21 protein-coding genes are annotated in these 23,336 nt (G+C 72.8%); 9 read left to right on the forward strand and 12 right to left on the reverse strand.

What is annotated here, in order from left to right:
• Nucleotides 1–54: 54 nt before the first annotated feature.
• Nucleotides 55–1,251, forward strand: a complete 1,197-nt coding sequence (locus tag ACLJWH_RS06065; protein WP_411140537.1) for a methyltransferase — start codon at nucleotides 55–57, stop codon at nucleotides 1,249–1,251.
• A 290-nt stretch (nucleotides 1,252–1,541) separates the two neighbouring features.
• On the forward strand, nucleotides 1,542–2,222 hold the full coding sequence (locus ACLJWH_RS06070; RefSeq protein WP_411140538.1) for a Crp/Fnr family transcriptional regulator: 681 nt from the start codon (nucleotides 1,542–1,544) through the stop codon (nucleotides 2,220–2,222).
• Nucleotides 2,223–2,730: 508 nt separating this feature from the next.
• Here ACLJWH_RS06070 and ACLJWH_RS06075 read toward each other — a convergent pair.
• The 4 genes from ACLJWH_RS06075 to ACLJWH_RS06090 all read right to left on the reverse strand — a co-directional run bounded on the left by ACLJWH_RS06075 (nucleotide 2,731) and on the right by ACLJWH_RS06090 (nucleotide 6,066).
• Nucleotides 2,731–3,615 (reverse strand): PhzF family phenazine biosynthesis protein, encoded by an 885-nt coding sequence (locus tag ACLJWH_RS06075; protein WP_411140539.1) that lies wholly within the window; start codon nucleotides 3,613–3,615, stop codon nucleotides 2,731–2,733.
• Nucleotides 3,616–3,760: 145 nt separating this feature from the next.
• Entirely contained in the window at nucleotides 3,761–3,928 is a 168-nt protein-coding gene (locus tag ACLJWH_RS06080) for a hypothetical protein (RefSeq protein ID WP_411140540.1), read from the reverse strand.
• A 149-nt stretch (nucleotides 3,929–4,077) separates the two neighbouring features.
• The gene (locus tag ACLJWH_RS06085) at nucleotides 4,078–5,001 is read right to left on the reverse strand and encodes an SDR family oxidoreductase (protein WP_411140542.1); all 924 of its coding nucleotides are present in this window, start codon (nucleotides 4,999–5,001) and stop codon (nucleotides 4,078–4,080) included.
• Between the two features lie 126 nt (nucleotides 5,002–5,127).
• On the reverse strand, nucleotides 5,128–6,066 hold the full coding sequence (locus tag ACLJWH_RS06090; protein ID WP_411140543.1) for a DUF4429 domain-containing protein: 939 nt from the start codon (nucleotides 6,064–6,066) through the stop codon (nucleotides 5,128–5,130).
• Between the two features lie 245 nt (nucleotides 6,067–6,311).
• Here ACLJWH_RS06090 and ACLJWH_RS06095 point away from each other — a divergent pair, with 245 nt between their 5' ends.
• From ACLJWH_RS06095 to ACLJWH_RS06105, 3 genes are all read left to right on the forward strand, one after another.
• Entirely contained in the window at nucleotides 6,312–7,628 is a 1,317-nt protein-coding gene (locus tag ACLJWH_RS06095) for a multidrug effflux MFS transporter (RefSeq protein WP_411140544.1), read from the forward strand.
• Between the two features lie 56 nt (nucleotides 7,629–7,684).
• The gene (locus tag ACLJWH_RS06100; protein WP_411140880.1) at nucleotides 7,685–8,761 is read left to right on the forward strand and encodes a serine hydrolase domain-containing protein; all 1,077 of its coding nucleotides are present in this window, start codon (nucleotides 7,685–7,687) and stop codon (nucleotides 8,759–8,761) included.
• A 151-nt stretch (nucleotides 8,762–8,912) separates the two neighbouring features.
• Nucleotides 8,913–9,869, forward strand: a complete 957-nt coding sequence (locus ACLJWH_RS06105; RefSeq protein ID WP_411140545.1) for a small ribosomal subunit Rsm22 family protein — start codon at nucleotides 8,913–8,915, stop codon at nucleotides 9,867–9,869.
• A 9-nt stretch (nucleotides 9,870–9,878) separates the two neighbouring features.
• Here ACLJWH_RS06105 and ACLJWH_RS06110 read toward each other — a convergent pair whose 3' ends face one another.
• On the reverse strand, nucleotides 9,879–10,067 hold the full coding sequence (locus ACLJWH_RS06110) for a DUF6243 family protein (RefSeq protein ID WP_411140546.1): 189 nt from the start codon (nucleotides 10,065–10,067) through the stop codon (nucleotides 9,879–9,881).
• A gap of 163 nt (nucleotides 10,068–10,230) precedes the next feature.
• Between ACLJWH_RS06110 and ACLJWH_RS06115 the strand changes: the two genes are divergently transcribed.
• Nucleotides 10,231–10,827: a TetR/AcrR family transcriptional regulator gene (locus ACLJWH_RS06115; RefSeq protein ID WP_411140547.1), complete on the forward strand. Its 597-nt coding sequence runs from the start codon at nucleotides 10,231–10,233 to the stop codon at nucleotides 10,825–10,827.
• Between the two features lie 142 nt (nucleotides 10,828–10,969).
• Nucleotides 10,970–11,713, forward strand: a complete 744-nt coding sequence (locus ACLJWH_RS06120) for a bifunctional DNA primase/polymerase (protein WP_411140548.1) — start codon at nucleotides 10,970–10,972, stop codon at nucleotides 11,711–11,713.
• Between the two features lie 109 nt (nucleotides 11,714–11,822).
• On the opposite strand, the gene ACLJWH_RS06125 is transcribed toward ACLJWH_RS06120, so the two are convergent.
• The 7 genes from ACLJWH_RS06125 to ACLJWH_RS06155 form a co-directional block, all read right to left on the reverse strand.
• Nucleotides 11,823–12,683 carry a hypothetical protein gene (locus ACLJWH_RS06125; RefSeq protein WP_411140549.1) on the reverse strand — a complete coding sequence of 287 codons (861 nt, stop codon included), beginning with the start codon at nucleotides 12,681–12,683 and terminating at the stop codon, nucleotides 11,823–11,825.
• Complete coding sequence (gene efeU, locus ACLJWH_RS06130; protein WP_411140550.1) at nucleotides 12,670–13,659, reverse strand: iron uptake transporter permease EfeU; 990 nt, start codon at nucleotides 13,657–13,659, stop codon at nucleotides 12,670–12,672. The genes ACLJWH_RS06125 and efeU overlap by 14 nt, the downstream gene beginning before the upstream one ends.
• A gap of 87 nt (nucleotides 13,660–13,746) precedes the next feature.
• Complete coding sequence (efeB, locus tag ACLJWH_RS06135) at nucleotides 13,747–15,099, reverse strand: iron uptake transporter deferrochelatase/peroxidase subunit (RefSeq protein ID WP_411140551.1); 1,353 nt, start codon at nucleotides 15,097–15,099, stop codon at nucleotides 13,747–13,749.
• 36 nt (nucleotides 15,100–15,135) lie between these two features.
• Entirely contained in the window at nucleotides 15,136–16,290 is a 1,155-nt protein-coding gene (gene efeO, locus ACLJWH_RS06140; RefSeq protein ID WP_411140552.1) for an iron uptake system protein EfeO, read from the reverse strand.
• Between the two features lie 210 nt (nucleotides 16,291–16,500).
• Entirely contained in the window at nucleotides 16,501–17,334 is an 834-nt protein-coding gene (locus ACLJWH_RS06145) for a heme ABC transporter ATP-binding protein (protein WP_411140553.1), read from the reverse strand.
• 43 nt (nucleotides 17,335–17,377) lie between these two features.
• The gene (locus ACLJWH_RS06150; protein ID WP_411140881.1) at nucleotides 17,378–18,523 is read right to left on the reverse strand and encodes a FecCD family ABC transporter permease; all 1,146 of its coding nucleotides are present in this window, start codon (nucleotides 18,521–18,523) and stop codon (nucleotides 17,378–17,380) included.
• 100 nt (nucleotides 18,524–18,623) lie between these two features.
• Nucleotides 18,624–19,670, reverse strand: a complete 1,047-nt coding sequence (locus ACLJWH_RS06155; protein ID WP_411140554.1) for a hemin ABC transporter substrate-binding protein — start codon at nucleotides 19,668–19,670, stop codon at nucleotides 18,624–18,626.
• Between the two features lie 127 nt (nucleotides 19,671–19,797).
• Here ACLJWH_RS06155 and ACLJWH_RS06160 point away from each other — a divergent pair, with 127 nt between their 5' ends.
• Together ACLJWH_RS06160 and ACLJWH_RS06165 are read left to right on the forward strand one after the other, a co-directional pair.
• Complete coding sequence (locus ACLJWH_RS06160; protein ID WP_411140555.1) at nucleotides 19,798–21,393, forward strand: HtaA domain-containing protein; 1,596 nt, start codon at nucleotides 19,798–19,800, stop codon at nucleotides 21,391–21,393.
• Between the two features lie 162 nt (nucleotides 21,394–21,555).
• Nucleotides 21,556–23,127 carry an HtaA domain-containing protein gene (locus tag ACLJWH_RS06165; RefSeq protein ID WP_411140556.1) on the forward strand — a complete coding sequence of 524 codons (1,572 nt, stop codon included), beginning with the start codon at nucleotides 21,556–21,558 and terminating at the stop codon, nucleotides 23,125–23,127.
• The last annotated feature ends 209 nt before the right edge of the window (nucleotides 23,128–23,336 follow it).

The raw sequence follows: 23,336 nt of genomic DNA on the forward strand, positions 1-23,336 counted from the left end.
CTTGCTGCGCCGTGTTCGAGAAGCGCTCACACACCTTCCGAGAAGGAGTCCGTCATGACCGCATCACCTTCTGTCTCACCCCTGTCCGCCGCCGCCCGGTCCGACGGGGCACGCCACGTCGGCGGCATGTCCTTCAGGGAAGACGACAGCATCCGACCGCTCGTCGACTACTCCAAGCTGTCCGCGGACGGAACCGGCGCATCGAAGATCCGCGCGGCGCACCAGGTGTACGAGCACTTGGTGTCGCTCTGGGCGCCGGCCATCATAGAGGCCGCCCACGACCTGGGCTTCTTCGCCGAACTCGCCACAGGGCCACGCTCGGTGGACGACGTCGCCACCGCACGTACCACCGACCGGCGGGCCACCCGCGTCATGCTTGACGCGCTGTATGCCTACGGCCTGGTCACCAAGTCGCAGGACGGACGCGAGCACCGGTACGCCCTGCCCGAGGCGTATCGCGAAGCCCTTCTGCCGGGAGGGCTCTTCAGCCTGGTCGGGAAGATCGCCCACGACCGGAACGTCGCCTGGAGCGCCTGGAGCAACCTGGCCCGAACGGTCCGTCGGGGTACGCGCGACGAGTCGGGCGACGACCGGGCGAACGGCATTTCCGAGACCGATTACGAGGATCTGGTCACCGGCATCAACTTCTGGGCGCCACCGATCGTGGACGTGCTCGCCAGCACCCTGACCGAGAACGGCTGGAAGGCCGGCGAACCGGTGTCCTTGCTCGATGTCGGCTGCGGAACCGGGCTGTACGGGCAGTTGCTTCTCGAACGCTTCCCGCACTGGCGGGCAAGGGGGATCGACGCCCCGCGGATCGTGCCGCTGGCCGATGCCCAGGCGGCGCGCCTCGGAGTCCAGGACCGGTTCAGTGGCGTGGTCCGGGACATCTGGCAAGGAGGCTGGGGGGAGGACGCCGACCTGATTTTGCTCAACAACATGATCCACTTGCAGACCGAGGAGTCCGGGCAGAAATTGTTGCAGGCGGCAGCCAACGCGCTTTCCGGGGATGGGCTCGTCTGCATCGCGGACCAAGTGGTGATTCCTGATGAGGAAGCACCGCAGAGTCGCTTCGCGATGCTGTTCGCCGCGTCCATGCTCGCGACCGGCGGCGGCGACGCGCATTCACTGGCGACGTGTGACCGATGGTTGGCGGCGGCCGGTCTGGAGCGGGCGGCGGTCCTGGACGCACCGATGCACAAGATTGTCCTCGCACGGCGCATCGGTCAGTCCGGGTTCCCGGCCGCCTGAAAGTCATCTGTCCCTTTCGTGTGGTGGCGTCTGAATCGAACCGGGCGCCACCGCGCGGCTGACGAATAGCGGATCTGGGGATTGCATCCTTCCGGTTCGGCCGGTGACCGCACAATGACCGATCGGTGCCAATGGATCTTGATGTCGAGTTAGTGGAGTGCTAGCATCGTGCAGCTTTTCACGCAGGAGGGTGTAATCGGAGGAATGGATTGCGTATCGTGGTGATGCGAATTCGCTGAATACTGACGCACTCGGTGCGAGTATTCCGGCGGACTGACACGGGGGATGGGATGGGTCAGACGCTTAGTCTATTCGAGCGCGTGAAATTATATTTCGACAGCGAGGGGCTCGTGGCACCTCTGCTTCGACTGGAGAAGAATCAGTTCCTCTACACCTACGGTGCCAAAGACCGAAGCATATACGTGGTGGCCGCAGGCGGGGTGAAAACACTGGGGATCGCCAGCAACGGGAAGACCTGCTTCTTGGACATACACCTTCCTGGCGACCTGCTCGGGGAGTCCTGCCTGGTACACGAGGAGCGGACGGAGTCCGTGGTCGCGATGACGTCGCCCACGCTCCTGCACCGGTTCCCGCGCGAACACTTCTTACAGGCACTGACGAACCAATCACTGCATGAGCAATTCATGCAGCACCTCGCTCTGAATCTGTGCGAACAACAGAAACGGATCTCTCAACTGGTCACCATGGACAGCAAGCAGTGCCTGGCCGAGACGCTGCTCAAGCTTTCCCGGCGGGCCGGCGTAAGGAAGGGGGAGGTGGTCTACATAAAATGCAGAGTGACGCAGGGAGAACTGGCCGAGATGGTGGGGACCACGCGATCCCGCGTAGGATACTTCCTCAAGCAGTTCCGCAGCGAAAGAATCATCTGCTTGACGGAGGATCACCTGCTCGCCATTAATTTGCGAGAAATCGATACCTATCTCCGGGCCGGGCTTCCTTCGCGATGCTGAACTTCCGGAGCCCAGGATTCCCGGCACGCGCCCGCGGCGCCCTGGGAGCCGGTGACGGTGCGAGCGGAGAGCCTCTGCCGCGGTGGCCGGACTCCCACAGTGGGACGGTCGGGACGCGGGCCATTCCGTCCGTCTCCTGTGGAGCGCGGAGACCGACTGCAATTCGCTCCTGCGCCGTTCGTCTCTCGTCCCAGCCTTTGGGCGGTGATGCGGAGGAGTCGGGCCCTCGTCGATCTTCCGATATCCATGCATACGTGTTCACCCCCGTTTCCCGTGTCCCGCGCATGCCGGCCCCGGCGAGCGCCGCAGTGCCTTGGGCACCTTCTCCGATGCCGTCGGAACGAGGCGCTGATCTGCATTCCTCTGCATGCGCCGGCCCGATGGTCCGCACTCCGCAGGGGGCGTGACACACGATGGCCCGGCCGCGGAACCGGCGGTCAGGGCCGAGGGCAACCGTCCGGACCGGCCCGGCGGCGCAGCCGGGCCGGTCCCGCCGGCGGCCGGGCCCTCACCCCGTGATCGCCGTGGCCGTGCCGCCGACGTGGGAGCGGGGGTCGCCGGCGCGGAGTTCGACGGTCAGGCGGCCGGGGCGGCCGAGGTCGTGGCCCTGGTGGAGGGTGAGGGTGGTGGGGGCGGTGACCAGGCCCAGGGTGCGGGCGTACGCGCCGAAGGCGGCCGCTGCCGCGCCGGTCGCCGGGTCCTCGATGACGCCGCCGACGGGAAAGGGGGCGCGGACGTGGAAGACCGATTCGCTCTCCCGCCAGACCAGTTGGAGGGTGGTCAGGTCCAGGCGGCGCATCAGGGTGGCCAGCCGGTCGAAGTCGTAGTCGAGCCGCGCCAGCCGCTCACGGGTGGCGGCGGCCAGGACGAGGTGACGGGCGCCGGCGTACGCGATCCGGGGCGGCAGGGCGGGGTCGAGGTCGGCGGCCGGCCAGTCGAGCGCGGCCAGCGCCTCGGTGACGTCGGCGGGGGAGACGCCGGTGAGGTGCGGCTCGACGCTGGTGAGGGTGGCGCGCAGGGCGGGGCCGTCCTCGGTGACGGTGACCGGGACCGGGCCCGCCAGGGTGGCGAAGACCAGGTCGCCGGGGCCCGTGCGCTCGGCGAGCGCGACCGCCGTGGCCACCGTCGCGTGCCCGCAGAACGGCACCTCGGCGAGCGGGCTGAAGTAGCGGATGGTGAAGGCGCGGCCCGGCTCGCCCAGCCCCTCGGGCGGCGCGGTCAGGAACGCGGTCTCGGAATAGCCGAGCCCGGCCGCGATGGCGAGCTGCGCGGCGTCGTCCAGGCCGGCCGCGTCCAGTACGACGCCGGCCGGGTTGCCGCCCTCGGGGTCGTCGGAGAAGGCGGTGTAGCGCAGGACCTCGGGGGTGCTCCGGGCGGTGTCAATGAGCGTCATGGCCTGCGCAACCGGGAGATCCGGCGGGCTATTCCCGGAGGGGGAGAAGGGCGCCCCGCGCCCCTCGGAAGCGATGCCCCCTTGGTCGCACCACTTGATGCCTCCTTTGGGGGCGCCCTCTTGGAGAGGCCGTGGCGGCTCAACCTCAACCCCGGCCGATGTACGGCATGTTCGTCGCCGTCACCGTCGCGAACCGCACACTGGCCTCCAGGGGCGGCGCGGCCATGTGGACGGCCATGTGGACGGCCGTGCGGGCGACATCGGCCGCGGCCGTGCCCATACCCGTCGCGGCCACTGCCGCGGTCGCGGCCACGACCGCAGCGATGCGGCGAAGGGTTCTGCGCCGGATCGCCTCCCGGCCCGGTGCGGCGGGGCCTCCCCGGCCGTACCGCGTCGCAGGGCGCGAACCGCTCCGCGGTGCGAGTGGTCGGACAACCGCCCCGTACGCCGGGCGCGGCGGGCTCAGCCCCGCCCGATGTACGGCATGTTCGTCGCCATCACCGTCGCGAACTGCACATTGGCCTCCAGCGGCAGCGCGGCCATGTGGACGACCGTGCGGGCGACATCGGCCGCGGCCATCACCGGTTCGGCCGCGGTCCGGCCGTCCGCCTGGCGGATGCCGGTCCGCATCCGGCCGGTCATCGCGGTCGCCGCGTTGCCGATGTCGAGCTGGCCGCAGGCGATCCGGTAGGGACGGCCGTCCAGGGACAGTGACTTGGTCAGGCCGGTCATCGCGTGCTTGGTGGCGGTGTACGCGACGGAGTCCGGCCGCGGGACATGCGCGGAGAGCGAGCCGTTGTTGATGATCCGGCCGCCCTGCGGGTCCTGCGCCTTCATCGTGCGGAACGCGGCCTGGGCGCAGAGGAAGGCGCCGGTGAGGTTGACGTCGACGACCGACTGCCAGTCGTCGTAGGTCAGTTCGTCGAGCGGTGCGGACCGGCCGAACGTGCCCGCGTTGTTGAAGAGCAGGTCCAGTCGGCCGAAGCGGTCGCGGACGGTGGTGAAGAGCGCGTCGACCTCGGCGGGGCGGGTGACGTCGGTCGGCACGCGGATGACGGCGGGGCCGTCCGGGTCGCGGAGCCCCAGCAGCCGGGCGGTCTCGGCCAGGGCTTCGGCGCGCCGGCCGGCCAGGACCACGTCCCAGCCGGCGGCGGCCAGCGCCTGGGCGACCGCCCGCCCGATGCCGGAACCGGCGCCGGTCACCACGGCCACCTTCCCGGCGACGGGCGGCACCCCGTCGTCCGGTGCGTCCTGCCCTGCGTTCTGCCCTGCGCTCTGCCTTGTGTCCGGCTGTGTGTGCCGCGCTTCCTGCGTCGCCTGTGCCGTCCGCGCCGCCGCCCGTCCGTCCGCCGCCTGTCCGTCCTGTCCGTCCGCTGCCTCTCCCATGGCGGCAGCGTAGGGCCTACCGGGAGGCAGACGTGCGGGGAGGACGGACGCGTACGGGAGGTGACGGACGCGTACGGAGAGCGCACCTGCACGCGGGACGCAGAGCCGCCCCCCGGCCGCCCCGCCTCAGTCGCCCGTGCGGAACTGGTCGAGGACGGCTGCCTTCGTGGTGGTGAACTCCTCGTCGGTCAGGATGCCGTCGCGGTGCAGATCGCCCAGTTCGCGCAGTCGGCGCAGCAGGGCGTCGTGGTCCGGGGCGGGGGCCGGTCCGGACGTCCGGGGAGCGGCCGGGGCGGCGGGCGCGAGGCCGGCGGCGGGCGTGCGCGCCGGGGTCTCGGTGAGTGCCGGTCCCGTGCCGCCCGACGGATGCGGCAGCCGGGCCGCCACCGCCGCCGCCAGCAGCGCTGTCGCGCCGCTCTGCTTCTTGAAGCCCCACAACTCGATGGCGTTGGGGTCGTGTTCCGGCTTGAGGATCGGTGTCGCCGGCCCGTGCGGACGGAAGCGCAGGAAGCCGGATTCGAGGCCGACGGCGGGCCGCCACTCCACGCCCGCCAGGTCGGCCAGCGCGAAGTCCCGGGCACCCGCGTGCTTCTTGCTCTCGCTGGTGCTCCAGAGCCAGTCGATGTGCACCCGCTCACCGTCGAAGGTGGCGGTGCCGTCCACCCCGGTGGCCGAGAGCGGTACGGCGGGGCCCGGCAGCAGATAGCGGTCGGTGGGGCCGTCCGGGATCTGCTCGATGGTCAGGGCCTGCCGCACCTCGTCCGCGAAGTACTCGGCGACGCCGGCCCGGCCGGGCTCCACGGCCACCTGGAACGGGTTCGCGTCGTCGGGCAGGCCGCCGCCGGTGACGTGCAGCAGCGGGTCCGCGCCGGCGCGCAGCCGCAGCCGCAGCCGGCCGCCCTTGCGGCCCGGCTCGTACGCGATACCGGCCAGCGCGGCCAGCGGCACCGCGATCTCACCCAGCTCCTGGCGCAGCTTGTGCACCCCGCGGTCGCGCCCCGGCACGATCCGTACCACGTCCGCCTCGAAGGTCCAGTTGCCGTCGCGCCCCATCAGTTCCGCCATGCCCGAATTCTACGGAGCGCCCGGTGCGGACCCCGGCGCCACCGCCCGGTGACCGCACGCCGGCCGGCGGCCCGGGTCCGCCCGTACCACCGGGGCGGCGGGTGCCGGGACCGGGGAGCGGGGCCGGGGCGGAACCACGGGGGAGGGCCCCGGGTCGTAGGTCGAATGACCTGGTCCGGACCGGGCCGCGGGCCATTCCGTGCATGGCACCATGGTGCGGCCATCAATGAACCGTGGAGACACTCATGACGGACTCCGGCGCCGCCGAGACCAAGGACCTGCCCGCGATATCCGAGCGGGGCGCGGCAGCAGCACCGGCCGCGTCCCGCCGCACCAGCCTTCTCGTCACCCTCGTCCTCGGCGGTCTCACGGCCGTCCCGCCGCTCTCCATGGACATGTACCTCCCGGCCCTGCCGGAGGTCACCACCGCGCTGCACAGCCCGGCCGCCACCGTCCAGCTGACGCTGACCACCTGCCTGGCGGGCATGGCCCTGGGCCAGATGATCGTCGGCCCGATGAGCGACAGGTGGGGGCGCCGCCGCCCGCTCCTCGTCGGCATGGTGATCTACGTGCTGGCCACCGCGCTCTGTGCCGTCGCCACCAACGCCGAACTCCTCATCGCCTTCCGCCTGTTGCAGGGGCTGGCGGGCGCGGCCGGGATCGTCATCGCCCGTGCGGTGGTCCGCGATCTGTACGACGGGGTGGCGATGGCCCGGTTCTTCGCCACCCTGATGCTGATCTCCGGGGTGGCGCCGGTCGTCGCTCCGCTGATCGGCGGCCAGATCCTCCAGGTCACCGACTGGCGCGGCGTCTTCGTCGTGCTGACCGTCGTCGGGGTGCTGCTCACCCTCCTGGTCTGGCGCAAGCTGCACGAGACCCTGCCGCCCGAGCGCCGGCACTCCGGCGGCCTCGGCCAGACCCTGCGCACCATGCGCGATCTCCTCGCCGACCGGGCGTTCTCCGGCTACCTCCTCGTCGGCGCCTTCGCCTTCGCCGCCCTCTTCGCGTACATCTCCGCGTCGCCGTTCGTCGTCCAGGAGATCTACGGGGCCTCCCCGCAGGTCTTCAGCCTGCTGTTCGGCATCAACTCCGTCGGGCTGGTCGCGGTCGGCCAGCTCAACGGCAAGGTGCTGGTCGGCCGGGTCAGCCTGGACAAGGTGCTGGGCATCGGCCTGGTGCTGATCGCGGTCGCCGCGGCCGGTCTGCTGCTGATGTCGTCGGGGGTCTTCGGCACGGTCGGCCTGGTGCCGATGGCCGCCGGGCTCTTCGTCCTGATGTCGGCCATGGGCCTGGTGATGCCCAGCACCAACACCCAGGCGCTGCTGCGCACCCCGCACGCGGCCGGTTCCGCCTCCGCGCTGCTGGGCACCTCCACCTTCCTGCTCGGCTCGGTGGCCTCCCCGCTGGTGGGCATCGCGGGCGAGCGGACCGCCGTGCCGATGGCCGTCGTACAGCTCTCCTGCGCTGTTTTGGCGCTGCTGTGCTTCCTGGGAATGTGCCGCCCGTGGCAGCGTAGGGGGGAGACCACCACGGGCACCACGGGCGAGAGGACCAGGCTCTGAACGCACCGAGACTCAGACAGGGCACACCGGCCCAGGCGGGACTCGATCCCGCCTGGCTGGAACGGCTGGTCCGCGGGGTGCGGACGCTGCCCGAGGGCCGTCCGGCGTGGTGCTCGGGCGCCGTCGTACTGGCCGGCCGCGGCCCGGTCGTCGCCGCCGAGGCCGCCGCGGGCTGGGCGCTGCGCTACCGCGGCTACGACCCCGGCCGGGACCGCGGCGTCGAACTGCCGCGGGACCGCTGGGAGCCGATGCGGGTCGGCACCGTCTTCGACCTCGCCTCGCTCAGCAAGCTCTTCACCGCCATCGCCGCGATGCAGCAGACCGAGCGCGGGCGGCTGGATCTCGACGGTGAGGTCCGCGAGCTGCTGCCCGCCTTCGCCGCGGGCATCACCGTCCGCCGGCTGCTCACCCACACCTCCGGGCTCCGCCCCGAGCTGCCGTTCCACAGCCGGCGGGGGCGGGCCGCGCAGCTGGCGCTGCTGTGGGCGGAGGCGGCGGACCCGGCGGGCCGCCCCGGCGGCGCGTACCGCTACTCCGATCTCAACCTCATCACCCTCCAGCTGGTCCTGGAGAAGATCACCGGGCGGCGGCTGGACGCCCTGGTCCGGGAGGGCATCACCGCGCCGCTGGGGATGTCCAGTACGTCCTACGGCCCGCTGGCGCCGCACGGGGTGGCGGCGACCGAGGACCAGCGGCTGCCGTGGGCCAAGGCGGACCGCGGCATGGTGCGCGGCGCGGTGCACGACGAGAACGCCTGGGCGCTGGGCGGCGTCGCCGGCCATGCCGGTCTCTTCTCCACCGCCCAGGATCTGGCCGTCCTGTGCCGCGCGCTGCTCAACGGCGGTGCGTACGGCACCGCCCGGATCCTCGGCCCCGACGCGGTCGCCGCGCTGCTGGACCCGCCGGGCCTGGGCTTCGGCGTCGACCAGCCGTACTTCATGGGCGAGCTGGCGGGGCGGGGCGCGGCCGGCCACACCGGCTTCACCGGCACCAGTCTGGTCCTGGACCGCGCGACGGACACGTTCCTCGTCCTGCTCGCCAACACCGTCCACCCCCGCCGCACCGACGGCGGCAGCGCCCCGCGCGCGGCGGCCGCGACCTGTCTGGCGCACGCGGCGGCCCGCGGCGGCTGAGGGGGAGCGGGCCCGGCGCGCGGGGGCCTGCCCGGCCACGCCGGGTTCCCCCGCGGCGGTACGGCCGGGCCGCACCCCGCCGCGGGTACGGCGCCCGCGCCCGTTCCGCGGCCGGACCGCGCGCCGTACCCCGCCCCGTAAACTCTTCCGAATGCACGACGAACTCCGCGCCGCCCTGGCCGGCCTGCTCGACGGCCTGCCGCCCAAGCAGGCCGCGCAGGCCGTCGACCGGCTGATCGCCAACTACCGGGGCCGTACGCCCACCGACGCCCCGGTGCTCCGGGACCGGGCGGATGTCGCCGCGTACGCCGCCTACCGGATGCCCGCGACCTTCGCGGCGGTGCGGGCCGCGCTGACCGCCTTCGCGGACCGGGTGCCGGACTGGTCCCCGGCCACCCATGTCGACATCGGCGGCGGCACCGGCGCCGCGACCTGGGCCGCCGCGGCCACCTGGGACGGACACCGCAGCACCGTCCTGGACTGGGCGCAGCCCGCCCTCGACCTGGGCCGCGAGCTGGCGGACCGGGTGCTTCCGGAGACCCGGTGGCAGCGGCAGGTCATCGGCGAGGGGCTGACCGTACCGGCCGGCACCGATCTGGTGACCGTCTCGTACGTCCTGGGCGAACTGACCGAGGCGGCCCGCCGGGCGGTGGTGGACGCGGCGGCCGCCGCGCAGGCCGTCGTCCTGATCGAACCGGGCACCCCGGACGGCTACCTCCGCATCCGCGAGGCCCGCGACCGGCTCATCGGTGCCGGTCTGCGGATCGTCGCCCCGTGCCCGCACGGCGGCGCCTGTCCGATCGTCCCCGGCGAGGACTGGTGCCATCTCGCGGCCCGGGTCAGCCGCTCCTCCCTGCACCGTCAGGTCAAGGGCGGCTCCCTCCCGTACGAGGACGAGAAGTTCAGCTACGTGGCCGCCACCGCCCTCCCCGCCGCCCCGTCCCCCGCCCGGATCGTCCGCAAGCCCCAACTCCGCAAGGGCCAGGTCCTGTTGGACCTGTGCACCGCGGAGGAGGGGCTGCGGCGCGACACGGTCACCAAGCGTCACGGCGACCGGTACCGCCAGGCCCGGGACGCCTCCTGGGGCGACGCCTGGCCGCGTTCCTGACCGGCGGGGTCACTCCGCCTTTCCGGTGCGGGCCGCCCGTTTCTCCTGGAGCCTGCGCAGCAGCTCGCGCCGTTGCGCCTGCGGATCGGGGCGTCCGCCGCCGTCACCTCCGGCGGCGCCGCCGCGCAGCGCGCCCCGGGAGAGGGTGCTGCGGGTGCCACCGACGCCGAGCATGCCGCCCGCCTTGTTCTTGCCCATGGGGTCCGTCCCTTCCGTAGCGGTCGAAAAGCCACCGGCGAGACGTTCCGTCTTGCCGGGTGACGGAGATCAGCATGTGGCGAGACGATGCGTATCGTCAAGGGATTTTGGGGGTACATCGAGACGATACGTCTCGCCTCACCCTCTCGATAGAATCCGGCCCATGGCCAACAAGACAGCCCCCGACTCCGCCCGCCGCAGCGAACGCTCCCGCCGTGCGATCTTCGACGCCGCCCTGGCACTGGTCGGCGAGGTCGGCTACGACAAGCTCACGATCGAAGGCATCGCCTCCCGGGCCGGTGTGGGCAAGCAGACCATCTACCGCTGGTGGCCCTCGAAGGCCGCCGTCCTGCTGGACGCGTTCACCGCCGACGCGGACACCTACCAGGGCGATCTCCCGGACACCGGTGACGTGGCCGCGGATCTGAAGTCCGTGCTGCGGGCCACCGTGGACGAGTTCAACGACCCGGCGTTCCAGGCCCCCTACCGCGCGCTCGCGGTGGCCGGGGCGAGCGACGAGGAACTCTCCCGCACCTTCGTCGCCCGGCTGCTGGAGCCCGGTATCGGCTGCTACACCGACCGGCTGCGGATCGCCCGGGAGGCGGGCGAGCTGGCCGCCGGGACCGATCTCCGGCTGGCCGCCGAGATGCTGCTGAGTCCCTTCTCACAGCGCTGGCTGATGCGCACCGGCGAACTGACCTACGCGTTCGTGGACGCCCTGGTCGACCAGGTGCTGCACGGTCTGCGGCCGCGTGGCTGAAAGCGGGCAGGGCTCGCCGGCGATGGCGCGAATTGCCCCTGTTCACCCGCAGCTCGTTCACCCCGGATCCGCACACCGGTCACCCGAGGCGCAGGATGGTGGCAGCATTGATCCCAGACCACCGCTCGAAGTGAGGGGATAGATGGAACGCAAGAGCAGGTTCTCCCAGTGGCTGCGCCGGCCGAAGAACGGATCGGACGACGGCGATACGGACACGGGATCGGCGGCCGCGCGCGGCCGCGAGGACCTGCTGCTGGCAGCGGTCGACGCGGGTTTCCCCGTCGCGCCGGCGGCACACCCCGCCGGCTACGGCTGTTCCTGTGAACGCATCGGCTGTCCGACCCCGGCCCAGCACCCGATCTCCTTCGGCTGGCAGACCGTCGCCACCACCGACCGCGACAAGGTCACCGCCTGGGTCCGCACCCTCCCGCAGGCCAACTTCATCACCGCCACCGGCATCGCCCACGACGTCCTCGACGTCCCCGTCGAAGCGGGCCGCAGCGCGCTCGGCCGGCTGGACGGCGCGGGCGTCGACGTCGGGCCCATCACCCTCGCCGGCGCCGGTTTCGGCGAAGGCCGGATGCTCTTCTTCACCGCCACCCGCGGCACCCCGGACGACGAGGACGAATGGTGGCCCTGTGAGCTGGACTGCCACCCCGAGACCATGGACGAACACCCGGGGCTGCGCTGGCACTGCCGCGGCAGCTACGTCCTCCTGCCGCCCTCGCGGCTGCCGGGCGAGCAGCCCGCGGTGACGTGGCTGCGCGGCCCCGAACTGCCGCTGCCCGACCCGCTGACGCTGCTGGAGTCGCTCACCGACGCCTGCGCGGAGTTCATCGACCGGCAGCCCGACCACGAGACGACGGCCTGGCCCATCGGCCGCTGAACCGTTTCGTGCCCGCCCGGCACCCGTAGACACACCGACGGCGGCGGGCCACCGGACATCCGGTGGCCCGCCGCCGTCGGTGTGCGGAACCGGCGCGTACCGGCCGCGCCTACAGGGCCTTCGCCGAGGTCTTCGCCTCGATGCGGTTCAGCACGGTGACCTTGCCGCCGGACCCCTTGGCGGGCACCTTGACCGCCTGTCCGGAGATCGTGGTGAAGGCCATCTTGTCGGTCTTCTTCGCCGGCCCTTCCAGGATCCCCCGCAGGCCCTCCGGCACCTGGATCGCCGATCCCTGGGCCACCGTCTTGCGCTGGTGGTAGTAGGTCGAGAAGAAGACCAGCGCGCCGCCGTCCTTCGTCCGCAGCGAGACCGGCGGGAAGTCCGCCACCTGGTCCTCCCACTGGATGCGCGCGCCCGGCTGACGGGCGGCCTTGGCGCGCTCCGCCCGCCAGCCGTCGGTCTCCGGACCGGACGCGAAGACGCCGCCCTTGCCGGTGTTGAGATAGTCCGCGTACGTCCGGCTCAGCGCGCCCGGGTCCACCGTCAGCCCCGACGCGCCGCCGGCCGGTACCGCCTCGGCGTAGCCGTCCCGGTCCGTCCGGAACTGCGGGACGTCCTTGGGGGCGAACGTCGCCAGATACACCGCCCGCCACTTCGCGTCGGCGCCGTCCCGGCCGAACACCAGGAACCAGCGGGTGTTCTTGCGGTTGCTGACGGCGTCCGCGAGGAAGTACTTGGGCCAGCCCGCCTGCTTGGGCACGGTGAAGTGCGCGTCCGTGAACGCCAGCGGGACGAAACGGGGGTTGCCCTGCGGGGTGAGGGCGCGGGCCGCCTTGAGCCCGGCCTGGTCGATGGCGAGCAGCGACCCCGCCTCGAAGGCGGGGTTCATCGTCGGATCGAGCTTGCGGTTGGCCGCGTTGAAGCCGTCGGTGAACTGCTGGAGCGCCTTGGCCCCGTCAGCCTTCGACACCGCCGGCAGGATCTCCCGCTCGCCGTGCACCGTCACGCACCCGCTGAGTATCACCAGCGCCGCCGCTGCCGACGTCAGTGTGAGGGGCACCCGGAACGGCGACCTGCGTGTCATGGGGCTGGGGCTCCTTCGGGGCGACCGGGGCGGACGAGGCCGCCGGGGTGGCACGATTCGGCGCAACCCTACCGGGGGCGAAGAAGAACGCGAGGGTGGGGATCAGATACAGCGCCCACACCGTGACCTGAAGGACCGTCGGGTCCGGCTGGAAGTTGAAGACGCCCTTCAGGAGGGTGCCGTACCAGCTGTCCGCCGGGATCTGCTCGCTGATGTCGAACGCCTGGCTGGTCAGCCCCGGCAGGAAGCCGGCCTCCTGGAGGTCGTGGAAGCCGTACGCGAGCACGCCCGCGGCGACCACCACCAGCATCCCGCCCGTCCAGGTGAAGAACTTCGCCAGGTTGATGCGGACCGCGCCGCGGTAGAACAGCCAGCCCAGCAGCACCGCCGTCAGCAGGCCCAGCAGCGCCCCGACCAGCGGCCGGACGCCGTCGTTCGCGGACTGCGCGGCGGTCCAGACGAACAGCGCGGTCTCCAGGCCCTCGCGGCCCACCGACAGGAACGCGGTGATCACCAGCGCCGTCGTGCCCATCGCCAGCGCCGCGTCCAGCTTGCCCTGGAGTTCGCTCTTGAGATGGCGGGCGGTGCGCCGCATCCAGAAGACCATCCACGTCACCAGGCACACCGCGATGATCGACAGCGAGCCGCCGAGCGCCTCCTGCGCCTGGAACGTCAGCGTCTGCGAGCCGAACTGGAGCGCCGCACCGAACGCGAACGACAGCACCACGGCCAGCGCGATACCGATCCAGACCGGACGCAGCGCCTCCCGCCGGCCGGTCTTGACCAGGTAGGCGATGAGGATGCAGACCACGAGGCTGGCTTCCAGGCCCTCGCGCAGACCGATCAGGTAGTTTCCGAACACGTCGGTTCCTTTCCTTCCTTCATGCCGGATCTCGGGGTGTGCCCCGGGGACCGGGTCCCCGGGGCGGTGTCACGGGGGACCACGGAGTCAGGCGAACAGCGCCCGGCCCCACCAGTCGCCGGAGTCCCGGACGCCCGGCGGGATCGCGAAGACCGCTGAACCCACGTGCTGGATGTACTCGTTGAGCGCGTCGTGCCGCGCCAGTTTCTGTTGCAGCGCGACGAAGCCGTGGCGTACGTCCCGCTGGTAGGCGAGGAAGAACAGCCCCGCGTCCAGCCGCCCCAGGCCGTCCGTGCCGTCGGTGAAGGAGTAGCCGCGGCGCAGGATGTGCACCCCGCCGTTGGCGTCCGGGTGCGCGAGCCGGACATGCGCGGTCGGCAGCATCGACGGCAGATGCGGGGTGTCCCGCTCGTTCTTCTTACCGGCCGACGCGCCCTCGCCCTTGTCCCGGCCGAAGATCTCCTCCTGCTCCTTGAGCGAGGTGCGGTCCCAGGTCTCGATGTGCATCCGGATGCGGCGGGCGACGAGGTAGGAGCCGCCGGTCATCCAGTCCGCACCCCGCTTCGCGTCGGCCTTCCCGTCCGCGGCCGAGACCCACACATGCCGGTCCAGCGCGGCCGCGTCGTCGCCCGAGACGTTCCGGGTGCCGTCCTTGAAGCCGAACATGTTGCGCGGCGTCTGCGCGTCCGGCGTCGTCGAGGACGTCTTGCCGAAGCCCAGCTGCGACCACCGGATGGCGACCTTGCCGAAGCCGATCCGGGCCAGGTTGCGGATCGCGTGCACCGCGACCTGCGGATCGTCGGCGCATGCCTGCACGCACAGATCGCCGCCGCTGCGCGCCCGGTCGAGGTTGTCGCCGGGGAACTGCGGCAGCTCGATCAGCGCCTCGGGGCGCCGGTCCTTGATGCCGAACCGGTCCTTGCCGTCCTTCTCGAAGAGCGTCGGGCCGATGCCGAAGGTCAGTGTGAGCCGGGACGGCGGCAGCCCGAGCGCCTCACCGGTGTCGTCCGGCGGCGCCTCGGCGAGCCCGCCCACCGCGCCGTCGCCGACCGCGTCGCCCGCCGTCATCCGCGCCGCCGCCTTCGTCCACTCCTTGAGGAGTGCGATCAGCTCGTCGCGGTCGTCGATGGTGACGTCGAACGCGGCGAAGTGCAGCCGGTCCTGGACGGCGGTGGCGATCCCGGCCTGGTGCGGGCCGCGGAAGGGTACGGCCGCCGAGGACACGTCCGCCACGGCCGGTGCGGCGTCGCCGCCGGTGCGCAGCGCCACGGCCGTACCGCCGGCCGCGACCGCGCCGAGCGCCAGCCCCGCACCGCCCCAGCCCAGCAGCGCGCGCCGCGACGGGACCCGCCCGTCGGCATGCCCGGCGGTGGCGGCCGGCGCGTCTTCGCCCGCCGTGCCGTCCGCCGGCCCGTTGTTCTTCGTACCGTCGCCAGTCATCCTCGTGATCCCTTGTCTCGCTCGTCCCGCGACGGACTACTTGCCGGTGGCCACGGCGGCGGCCAGCTTCGACAGCGGCTCGGCCAGCGCGTTGACGCCGTCCGACAGTTCCTTGCGCGCGTCCTTGCCGACGGTGTCGTACGAGGCGAAGCCGTCCGCGGAACCGCTGTCCCGGTGCTTGTCCAGCTGGGCGCGGATCGCCGCGAACTGCTTGTCCAGCTCCTTGGCCAGCGCCGGGTCGCTCTTGGCGACGACCGGCTTGAGCAGCTCGTAGGCGTGCTGCGCGCCCTCCACGTTGGCGTGGAAGTCGAGCAGGTCGGTGTGGCTGTAGCGCTCTTCCTCACCGGTGACCTTGCCGGTGGCGACCTCGTCCAGCAGCTCCTTGGCGCCGTTGGCCATGCTGGTCGGGGTGATCTCGGCGGTGCCGACCCGCTTCTGCCAGTCCTCCAGGTCGGTGATGAGCTGCGCGGCCAGCTTCTTGTCGTCCTCGGAGATCTTCTTCTCCTCCCACAACGACTTCTCCAGCCGGTGCCAGCCGGTCCACTTCTGCCCGTCTTCCAGGCCGTCGGCCCGCACATCGACCTTCGGGTCGATATCGCCGAACGACTCGGCGACCGGCTCGGTCCGCTCCCAGCCGACCCGCGAGAGCGCGTACGTCCGCTGGGCGGCCGCCACGTCACCGGCCTTGACGGCGTCGGCGAACTTCCGCGCCGCGGGGAGGGTCTGGTCGGCCTGCTCCTGGACGTACTTGCGGTACGCGGCGACCGCGGCGTCCAGCCGGGGGTCGCGCTTGGCCTCCGCGCCCTTGCCGCTGGCGGTCACCTTCTGCCGGATGCCGTCGCCCTTCATCCCGGGCTTGCAGGCGACCTCGTAGGTGCCGGCCTTGATCTCGGCGGTGATCTCCGCCTTGGTGCCGGGGCCGATGTTCTCCCGCTCGGTGACGATCCGGTCGCCGGGCGCGTAGACGTAGACCTCGGTGACCTTGGAGCCCTTGTTCTGCACGGAGAACTGGACGTGCCCGGCGGGGAACGACGTCGCGGAGACCTCGCAGCCGGTGTCCGTCGCGGTCACCTCGATCACACCCTTGCCGTCGGCCCCCTTGGCGTCGCTCTTCTGGGCACAGCCCGAGACGGCGGTGAGGGTCGCGGCCACCGCGACGGCGGCGACGGTGGTGGAGCGAAGCGCTCGCATGGGGGTTCTCCAGGCTGGCTCGGGCGGTCCGGAAACGGAGGATCGGAAACCGGATGTCGGGTATGAGTTACTAAGGCAGCCCTAACTTATCCGAGGCTTACCTCATTTCTGCCCACGTTTCCCCGTGATCCGGCTCTCACGCACTACGGCACCGTCACGAATCGGCGGCGGCCCGGTCGCGGTCGGGTCATGGGCAGGTCAAGGTAAGGGTCATGCCTCGCGGTGAGGCATGACCAGCGGAATACCGGTCCGCGGATGCCCGAACACCTCGACCGGCTGCCGGTAGACCCGGGAGAGCAGCTCCGCCGTGAAGACCTCGGCGGGCGGCCCCTGCGCGGCGAGCACCCCGTCGTGCAGCACCGCCGCCCGGTCCGCGTACGCCGCGGCGAGCCCCAGATCGTGCAGCACGGCCACCACGGCGTCCCCGGCCGCCGCCCGCTCCCGGCAGATCCCCAGCACCAGCTCCTGATGGCGCAGGTCCAGCGCGGCGGTCGGCTCGTCGAGCAGCAGCAGCGGGGCGCGCTGCGCCAGCACCCGGGCCAGCGCCACCCGGGCCCGCTCGCCGCCGGACAGCGCGGAGAACGGCCGCCCGGCGAAACCGGCCACCTCGGTCGCGGCCATCGCCGCGGCCACCGCGCCCTCGTCCGCGTCCGCGTCCGGCGTCCCGGCCCACGGCGCCCGGCCCATCCGGACGACCTCCGCCACCGTGAACGGGAAGGACAGTGCGGCGGACTGCGGCAGCACGGACCGGCGCAGCGCCAGTTCGGGCGCCGACCAGTCGCCGGCCGGGCGGCCGTCGATGCGCACCGCGCCCGCGGCGGCCGGCAGATCGGCGGCGAGCGCGGCCAGCAGGGTCGACTTCCCCGCGCCGTTCGGCCCGACGAGCGCCAGCACCTCACCGGCCCGCACCGTCAGCTCCACCCCGCGCAGCACCGTGCGGCCGCCCAGCCGCACCGTCAGCGCCTCGGCCCGCGCGTACGGCTGCCCGGCGGCCGTTCCCCGGGGCAGCCGCCTGCCCCGCCCGGCGAACAGCTTCCCGATCATCGACGGCCTCCGGTGGGGGTGTGCGGGCGGGCGGTACGCGGGCTCATGCCCAGCCGCCCTGTTTGCGGCGGGTCCTGCGCAGCAGCCAGAAGAAGAACGGGCTGCCGAAGAGCGCGGTCAGCACGCCGAGCGGGAGTTCGGCGGGCTGCGCGACCGTACGGGCCGCGAGATCGGCGACGACCAGGACCAGCGCGCCGCCGAGCGCGCTGCCCGGAATCAGGAAGCGGTGCCCGGGGCCCGCCGCCATCCGCAGCAGATGCGGCACCAGCAGCCCGACGAAGGTGATGACACCGGCCACGGCGACCGCCGCGGCGGTCAGCAGCGCGACGACCAGCACCAGGGCCATCCGCAGCCGTTCGACCTCCACCCCCAGATGCCGGGCGGGCCGCTCGCCGAGCGCCAGCAGATCCAGCCGGCGCGCGTAGAGCGGCGCCACCGCCAGCCCGGCGAGCGCGCACGGCAGTACGGCCAGCACCTTCGGCCAGGTTGCCTGGGAGAGCGAACCGAGCTGCCAGAAGGTGATCTGGGAGAGCTGCGCGGTGTCCGCGAAGAAGAGGAACAGGCCGATCAGCGCCCCCGCGAACGCGTTCACCGCGATACCGGTGAGGATCAGGGTCACGACCTCGGTACGGCCGCCGGAGCGGGCCAGCGCGTAGACGATCAGCACGGTGAGCAGCCCCGCGGCGAACGCGCAGGCCGGCACCGTCCAGTTGCCGAGGAAGGTCAGCCCGAGCGCGAGGGCGCCGACCGCGCCCACCGCCGCGCCGGACGAGATCCCGATGACGCCGGGTTCGGCCAGCGGATTGCCGAACACGCCCTGCATCAGCGCGCCCGCGCACCCCAGCGATCCACCGACGAGCACCGCCAGCACCACCCGCGGCAGCCGCACCTGCCACAGCACGCTCTCCCCGACCCGGTCCAGCGCACCGCCGCCCAGGCGCAGTTGATGCAGCAGTGAACCGACGACATCGCCGAGCGGGATCTCGTACGCGCCGGTCCCGGCGGACAGCAGCGCGGCCAGCAGCAGGGCGAGCGCGAGACCCAGGGTGAGGGAAGCGGTGCGGGTGGCGGTCCGGCGGGGGTGGGGCGCAGGAGGGGCTGCGGGGTCTATGGGAGCTGCGGGAGCAGTGGGTTCTGAGGGATCGGTGGCGCGCGTGGCGTCGTCCGTCCCCGGGGGGTCCGGCGCCATGCCGGCCCGCCCGATGCCGTCCGGCGCCATGCCGTCCGGCGCGGCGCCGTCCCGCATCGGGTGGCCCCGCACCGTTTTCGCACGCGGAAGTGTCGACATATCACTTCCCCTTGGCGTGGAGCTGGGTGACGAGTGAGCGCAGCACCTGGTCCGTGCGCGGGCCGAAGTTGAGCAGCACCCCGTCGTCGACGGAGATCACCCGGCGGTCCATACCGGCCGGCGTCTCGGCCACACCGGGGATCTTCACCAGGCCGTCCACGCCGCCGACCGATTCGAGTCCCTTGGACATGACGAGGATGACGTCCGGCGCGGCCTTGGCCAGCGCCTCGCTCGTGATGGGGGTGAAGTCCTTCTTCAGACCGGACGCCTTGCCCGCGTCGATACCGCCGGCCGCCCCGATCAGCGAGTCGGCGCCGGAGCCCGCACCGCCGAGCAGGTAGACGGAGGCGGAACCGCGCAGATAGAGGAACGCCACCCGCGGCCGGTCCGCCGGAGTGCCGCCGTGCGGGATGCCGCGGCGCACGTCCGCCATGCGCTGGTCGGTTCGCGTGACCAGCGCCTGCCCGGCCTTCGGCACGCCGAGCGCCGTCGCGACCGCGGTGATCCTGGTGTCGACGTCGGCCAGTCCGGTGGCGGGGCGCAGCACGACCAGCGGGATGCCCGCCGCGCGGATCTGGTCGATGGCCTCGGCGGGTCCGGTGGTGGTCTCCGCGAGCACCACATCGGGCTTGAGCGAGAGCACGCTCTCCGCCGAGACGTCGTGCGCGCGGGTCACCACGGGCAGCTCCTTCGCCTGGTCGAAGGTGGCGGTGACATCGCGGGCCACGACCCGGTCGCCGAGCCCCAGGGTGAAGACGATCTCCGAGAGGGAACCGGTCAGCGGCACGATCCGGCCGGTCTTGCGGACCGTCACCCGGTGGCCGTCGGCGGACGGTACGGCCACCGGCAGCGTGGGCTCGGGCGCTGCCCCCGGCAGCGGTTCGACCCGGTCCGCGGCCGGTTTCGCCGCCTTCGGGGCGGCGGGCGGCGAGGCCCCGTCCGCACCGCCCGAGCAGCCGGCGAGGGCCAGCGCGAGCGCCGCCGCGCCGATCGTCGCGGCGGCGCGGGTGGCAAGGCGCCGGATCGGCCCCCCGAGGGTCGCTGTCACTGTCCCGCCTTTCTCTGTACGCCGGTTGGCCGGGCCGGTGGTCCCGCGGTGAGCGCGAGGTACCGTTCCGACCCGACGTAGCTTAGGTTAGCCTTACCTAAATAACCAGCCCTGGAAGGGGTACCCCATGCTGTCGTTCAGACCGGCCCGCGGCCTCGCCGTGCCGGGCCGCACGCCCGGCCCGGCACGGAGCCCGCTCGCGGCCCGCGTCCGGGCGCTGTGCCACGGACTGCGCCGCGGACTGGTCCGGGTGCTCGCCGTCGCCCTCGGCGTGGCCCTGCCCGCCGGCGCGTTGACCGTGCTGCTGCCGGCGGCCGGTGCGCAGGCGGCGGCCCGTACGGTCGCCGGCGGACGGCTGGACTGGGCGGTCAAATCCTCCTTCCAGTCCTATGTCACCGGCCCTGTCGCGCACGGCAGTTGGAACCTGACCGGTGGCGCCGCCACCGTCGGCGCCGGCCGCTTCCGCTTCCACTCCGCGGCCGGCGGCTACGACCCGGACAGCGGCGCGCTGACCGCCGGTTTCTCCGGCGGTGTGCACTTCACCGGCCACCGGAAACCGGACGGCTCCTACGAACTCGACCTCACCATCAGCCGCCCCGAGGTCGTCATCTCCGGCGGCCGGGGCACCCTCTACGCCGATATGACCAGCAAGGAGAAGGGCACCGGCAGGGTCACCACGGCCTCGCGGGTGCCGCTCGCCTCCCTCGGCGTCGGCGGCCTCGACACCCGCGGCGGCGGCAGTCCCCTCGCCCTGGACAACCTCCCGGCGACGCTCACCCCCCAGGGCGCGAGCGCCTTCGCGGGCTACTACCCGGCGGGCACCCCGCTCGATCCGGTCAGCCTGTCCGCCGATGTCCGCGCGCCGGGGACGCCGGGCGACGACGCCTCCGGCGACCCGAAGTCCGGTGCCGAGGACGGCGAGAAGCAGGACGGCGAGGAGGGGGACCGCGACGGGGCGATCGTGGACGCGGCCCTCGACTGGGGCGTCCGCCGCACCTTCCGCGAGTACGTCACCGGCTCCATCGCCCGGGGCCGCTGGCAGCTGAGCGACGGGGCCCAGGACGGCGGCGCGCTCTTCCGCTTCCCGCGCGGCAAGGGCTCCTACGACGCCGCGGGGCACACCCTCGACGCCGCCTTCACCGGCACGCTCCGCTTCACCGGCACCCACCTCGACCTCGCCCTGAACGCGGTCACCGTGACCGTACGGGACGGCCGGGGCACGCTCACCGCGGACGTCACCACCGGCGGAGCGGGTGGCGCGGACGGAAAGCAGGTCGCCCGCAGGACACCCCTGGCCACCTTCGACGCGGGCCAACTCAAGCCCGCGGACGGCCTGATCGCCGTCAAGGAGGCCCCGGCCAGGCTCACCGAGGAGGGCGCGAAGGCGTTCGGCGGGATCTACCCGGCGGGCACCGCCATGGACCCGGTCTCGCTCTCCGTCGCCGTCAGGGAAGGCGTCCGCCTCCCCGCGCTCCCCGACCTCGGCACCGCCCCGACCGCCGCGGCCACCCCGAAGCAGCGGGAGGCCGAGCCCGCCGCTGCTTCCTCTCCCGCCACCTCCGCCACTTCCTCCGCCGTGCTGCCGCTGTCCCTGGCGGGCGGCGCCGTCCTCATCGCCGCCGCTGCCGCCTTCCTGGTGCTGCGCGCCCGCCGCCGCAGGGCCGCCGCCGACACACCGCCCGCACCGTCCGCACCGTCCGCACCGTCCGCGCCCCAGGGCTGACCCGCCCCTCGACGTCCCCACCGCCCGGCTGATCCGTCCGGTCCGTCCGGTCCGTCCGGACCGTCCAGTCCATCCGGTCCGGCTGATCCCTTCGAGTCGTTCCACCGGCCAACCGGCCTACCCGCCAACCGGCCAACCCATCAACCAAGGAGACCCACCACCATGCCCGCCATACGCCGCTCGCTCACCCTCGCCGCCGCGCTCGCCACGACCGCCGCGCTCGGCCTGCCCGCCGTCGCCATCGCCGCCGACGGCCGCACCGCCGCACCACGGCTCGACCTCAAGGACGGCCGGCTCGACTGGGGGGTGAAGGAGTCGTTCCGTAAGTACGTGACGGGCATCGCACACGGCACGATCGAGACCGTGGGCGGCGCCCAACAGGCCGCGGGCAACGGTCCGTTCACCTTCTCCGGCGGTACCGGAAGCTACGACACCGCCACCCACTCCGTCGCCACCACCTTCCAGGGCGGTGTCCGCTTCAGCTCCACCGCGCACGGCTTCGACATCAAGATCGCCGACCTCAAGCTCTCCACCAAGGGCACCGGCGGCGCCATCACCGCGGATGTCACCGCGGCCGGCAAGACCGAGGACGATGTGCCGCTCGCCTCGCTCGACCTCTCCGGCGTACGGCCGGGCAGTGGCGCGGGTGGCGCGATGACCTTCGCGGGCATCCCGACGAAACTGACCGCCGAGGGCGCGAAGGCGTTCAACGGCATGTACAAGGAGGGCCAGGAACTCGATCCGGCCATCCTCTCCGTCACACCGGCCACCACCCCGGCCCCCAAGCCCGACGCCACCCAGCCGCCCACCACCGGGCCGTCAGCCGAGCCGACCACCGAACCCGGCGACAAGTCCGGCGACAAGCCCGGGGAAAAGGGCGGTGGTGAGTCGGCCGAGAAGCCCGGCACCGGCAAGCCCGCCGGGAAGCCCGGCACCGACAAGTCCGCCGGCCGGCCCGGCCCGGACGCATCGTCCGCCGTCGCCGTCGGCACCATCGTCGACGGCACCCTCGACTGGGGCGTCAAGAAGTCCTTCCGCGAGTACGTGACCGGCCCCATCGGCGGCGGTAGGGCCGAACTCGGCGGCGGCGCCGCGACGTCCGGCGCCGGCTACCGCTTCCCCAAGGGCCATGGCTCGGTCGACGCCGGGAAGTCCGCCCTGGCCGCCGACTTCAACGGCTCGGTCCGTTTCCTGGCGCACTCCGGCGCGCTGGACCTGAAGTTCGGCAACCTCAAGGTGAAGGTCAGCGGCACCAAGGGCACCCTCGTGGCGGACGTCTCCGCCAAGTCCCGGGCGTCCGGCAAGGTCACCACCACCCGGGCCATGCCGGTCGCCGACCTCGCCGTCCCCGCCGGCGCACTCACCCCGGTGAAGAACGTCGTCACCCTCGACAAGGTGCCCGCGACGCTCACCGCAGCCGGTGCCACGGCCTTCGACAACATGTACCCGGCGGGCCGGGCGCTCGACCCGGTGACGCTCGCGGTCTCCCTCGACGCGAACGCCCAGCTCCCGGCCGGCGGCAGCGGCTCCGGCGCGGGCACGTCCGGCGGCTCCGGTGCGTCCGGCGGCTCCGGAACCGGTGCCGCGAGCTTCAGCGGCGGCAACGGCGCCGGCGGTGCGCTCGCCGCCACCGGCTCCGCGGTCCCCACCGAAGCCCTGATCGGCACCGCCGCCGCCCTGGTCGTCGCGGGCAGCGCCGCGGCCTACGCCACCCGCCGCCGCGCCATCCGCTGACTCCGGCGCCTACCCCCTCCCGCCCTCACCCGGCCACCCCGTAAGGGACATGGCGAGCACCGGGCTCCCGTGGCCCGGTCGCCGCTCTCCGGCCCCGCGCCCTTACGGGGTGCCCCCTCCCGACAGCCGGACGCGCCTGGCAGCCGGACACCCCCGGCAGGCCGTGCGATTGAATGGCCGACAGGCGGTCGGACGGACCGCTGGACGGG

Source organism: Streptomyces sp. x-80, assembly GCF_046549095.1.
GTDB lineage: Bacteria > Actinomycetota > Actinomycetes > Streptomycetales > Streptomycetaceae > Streptomyces > Streptomyces celluloflavus.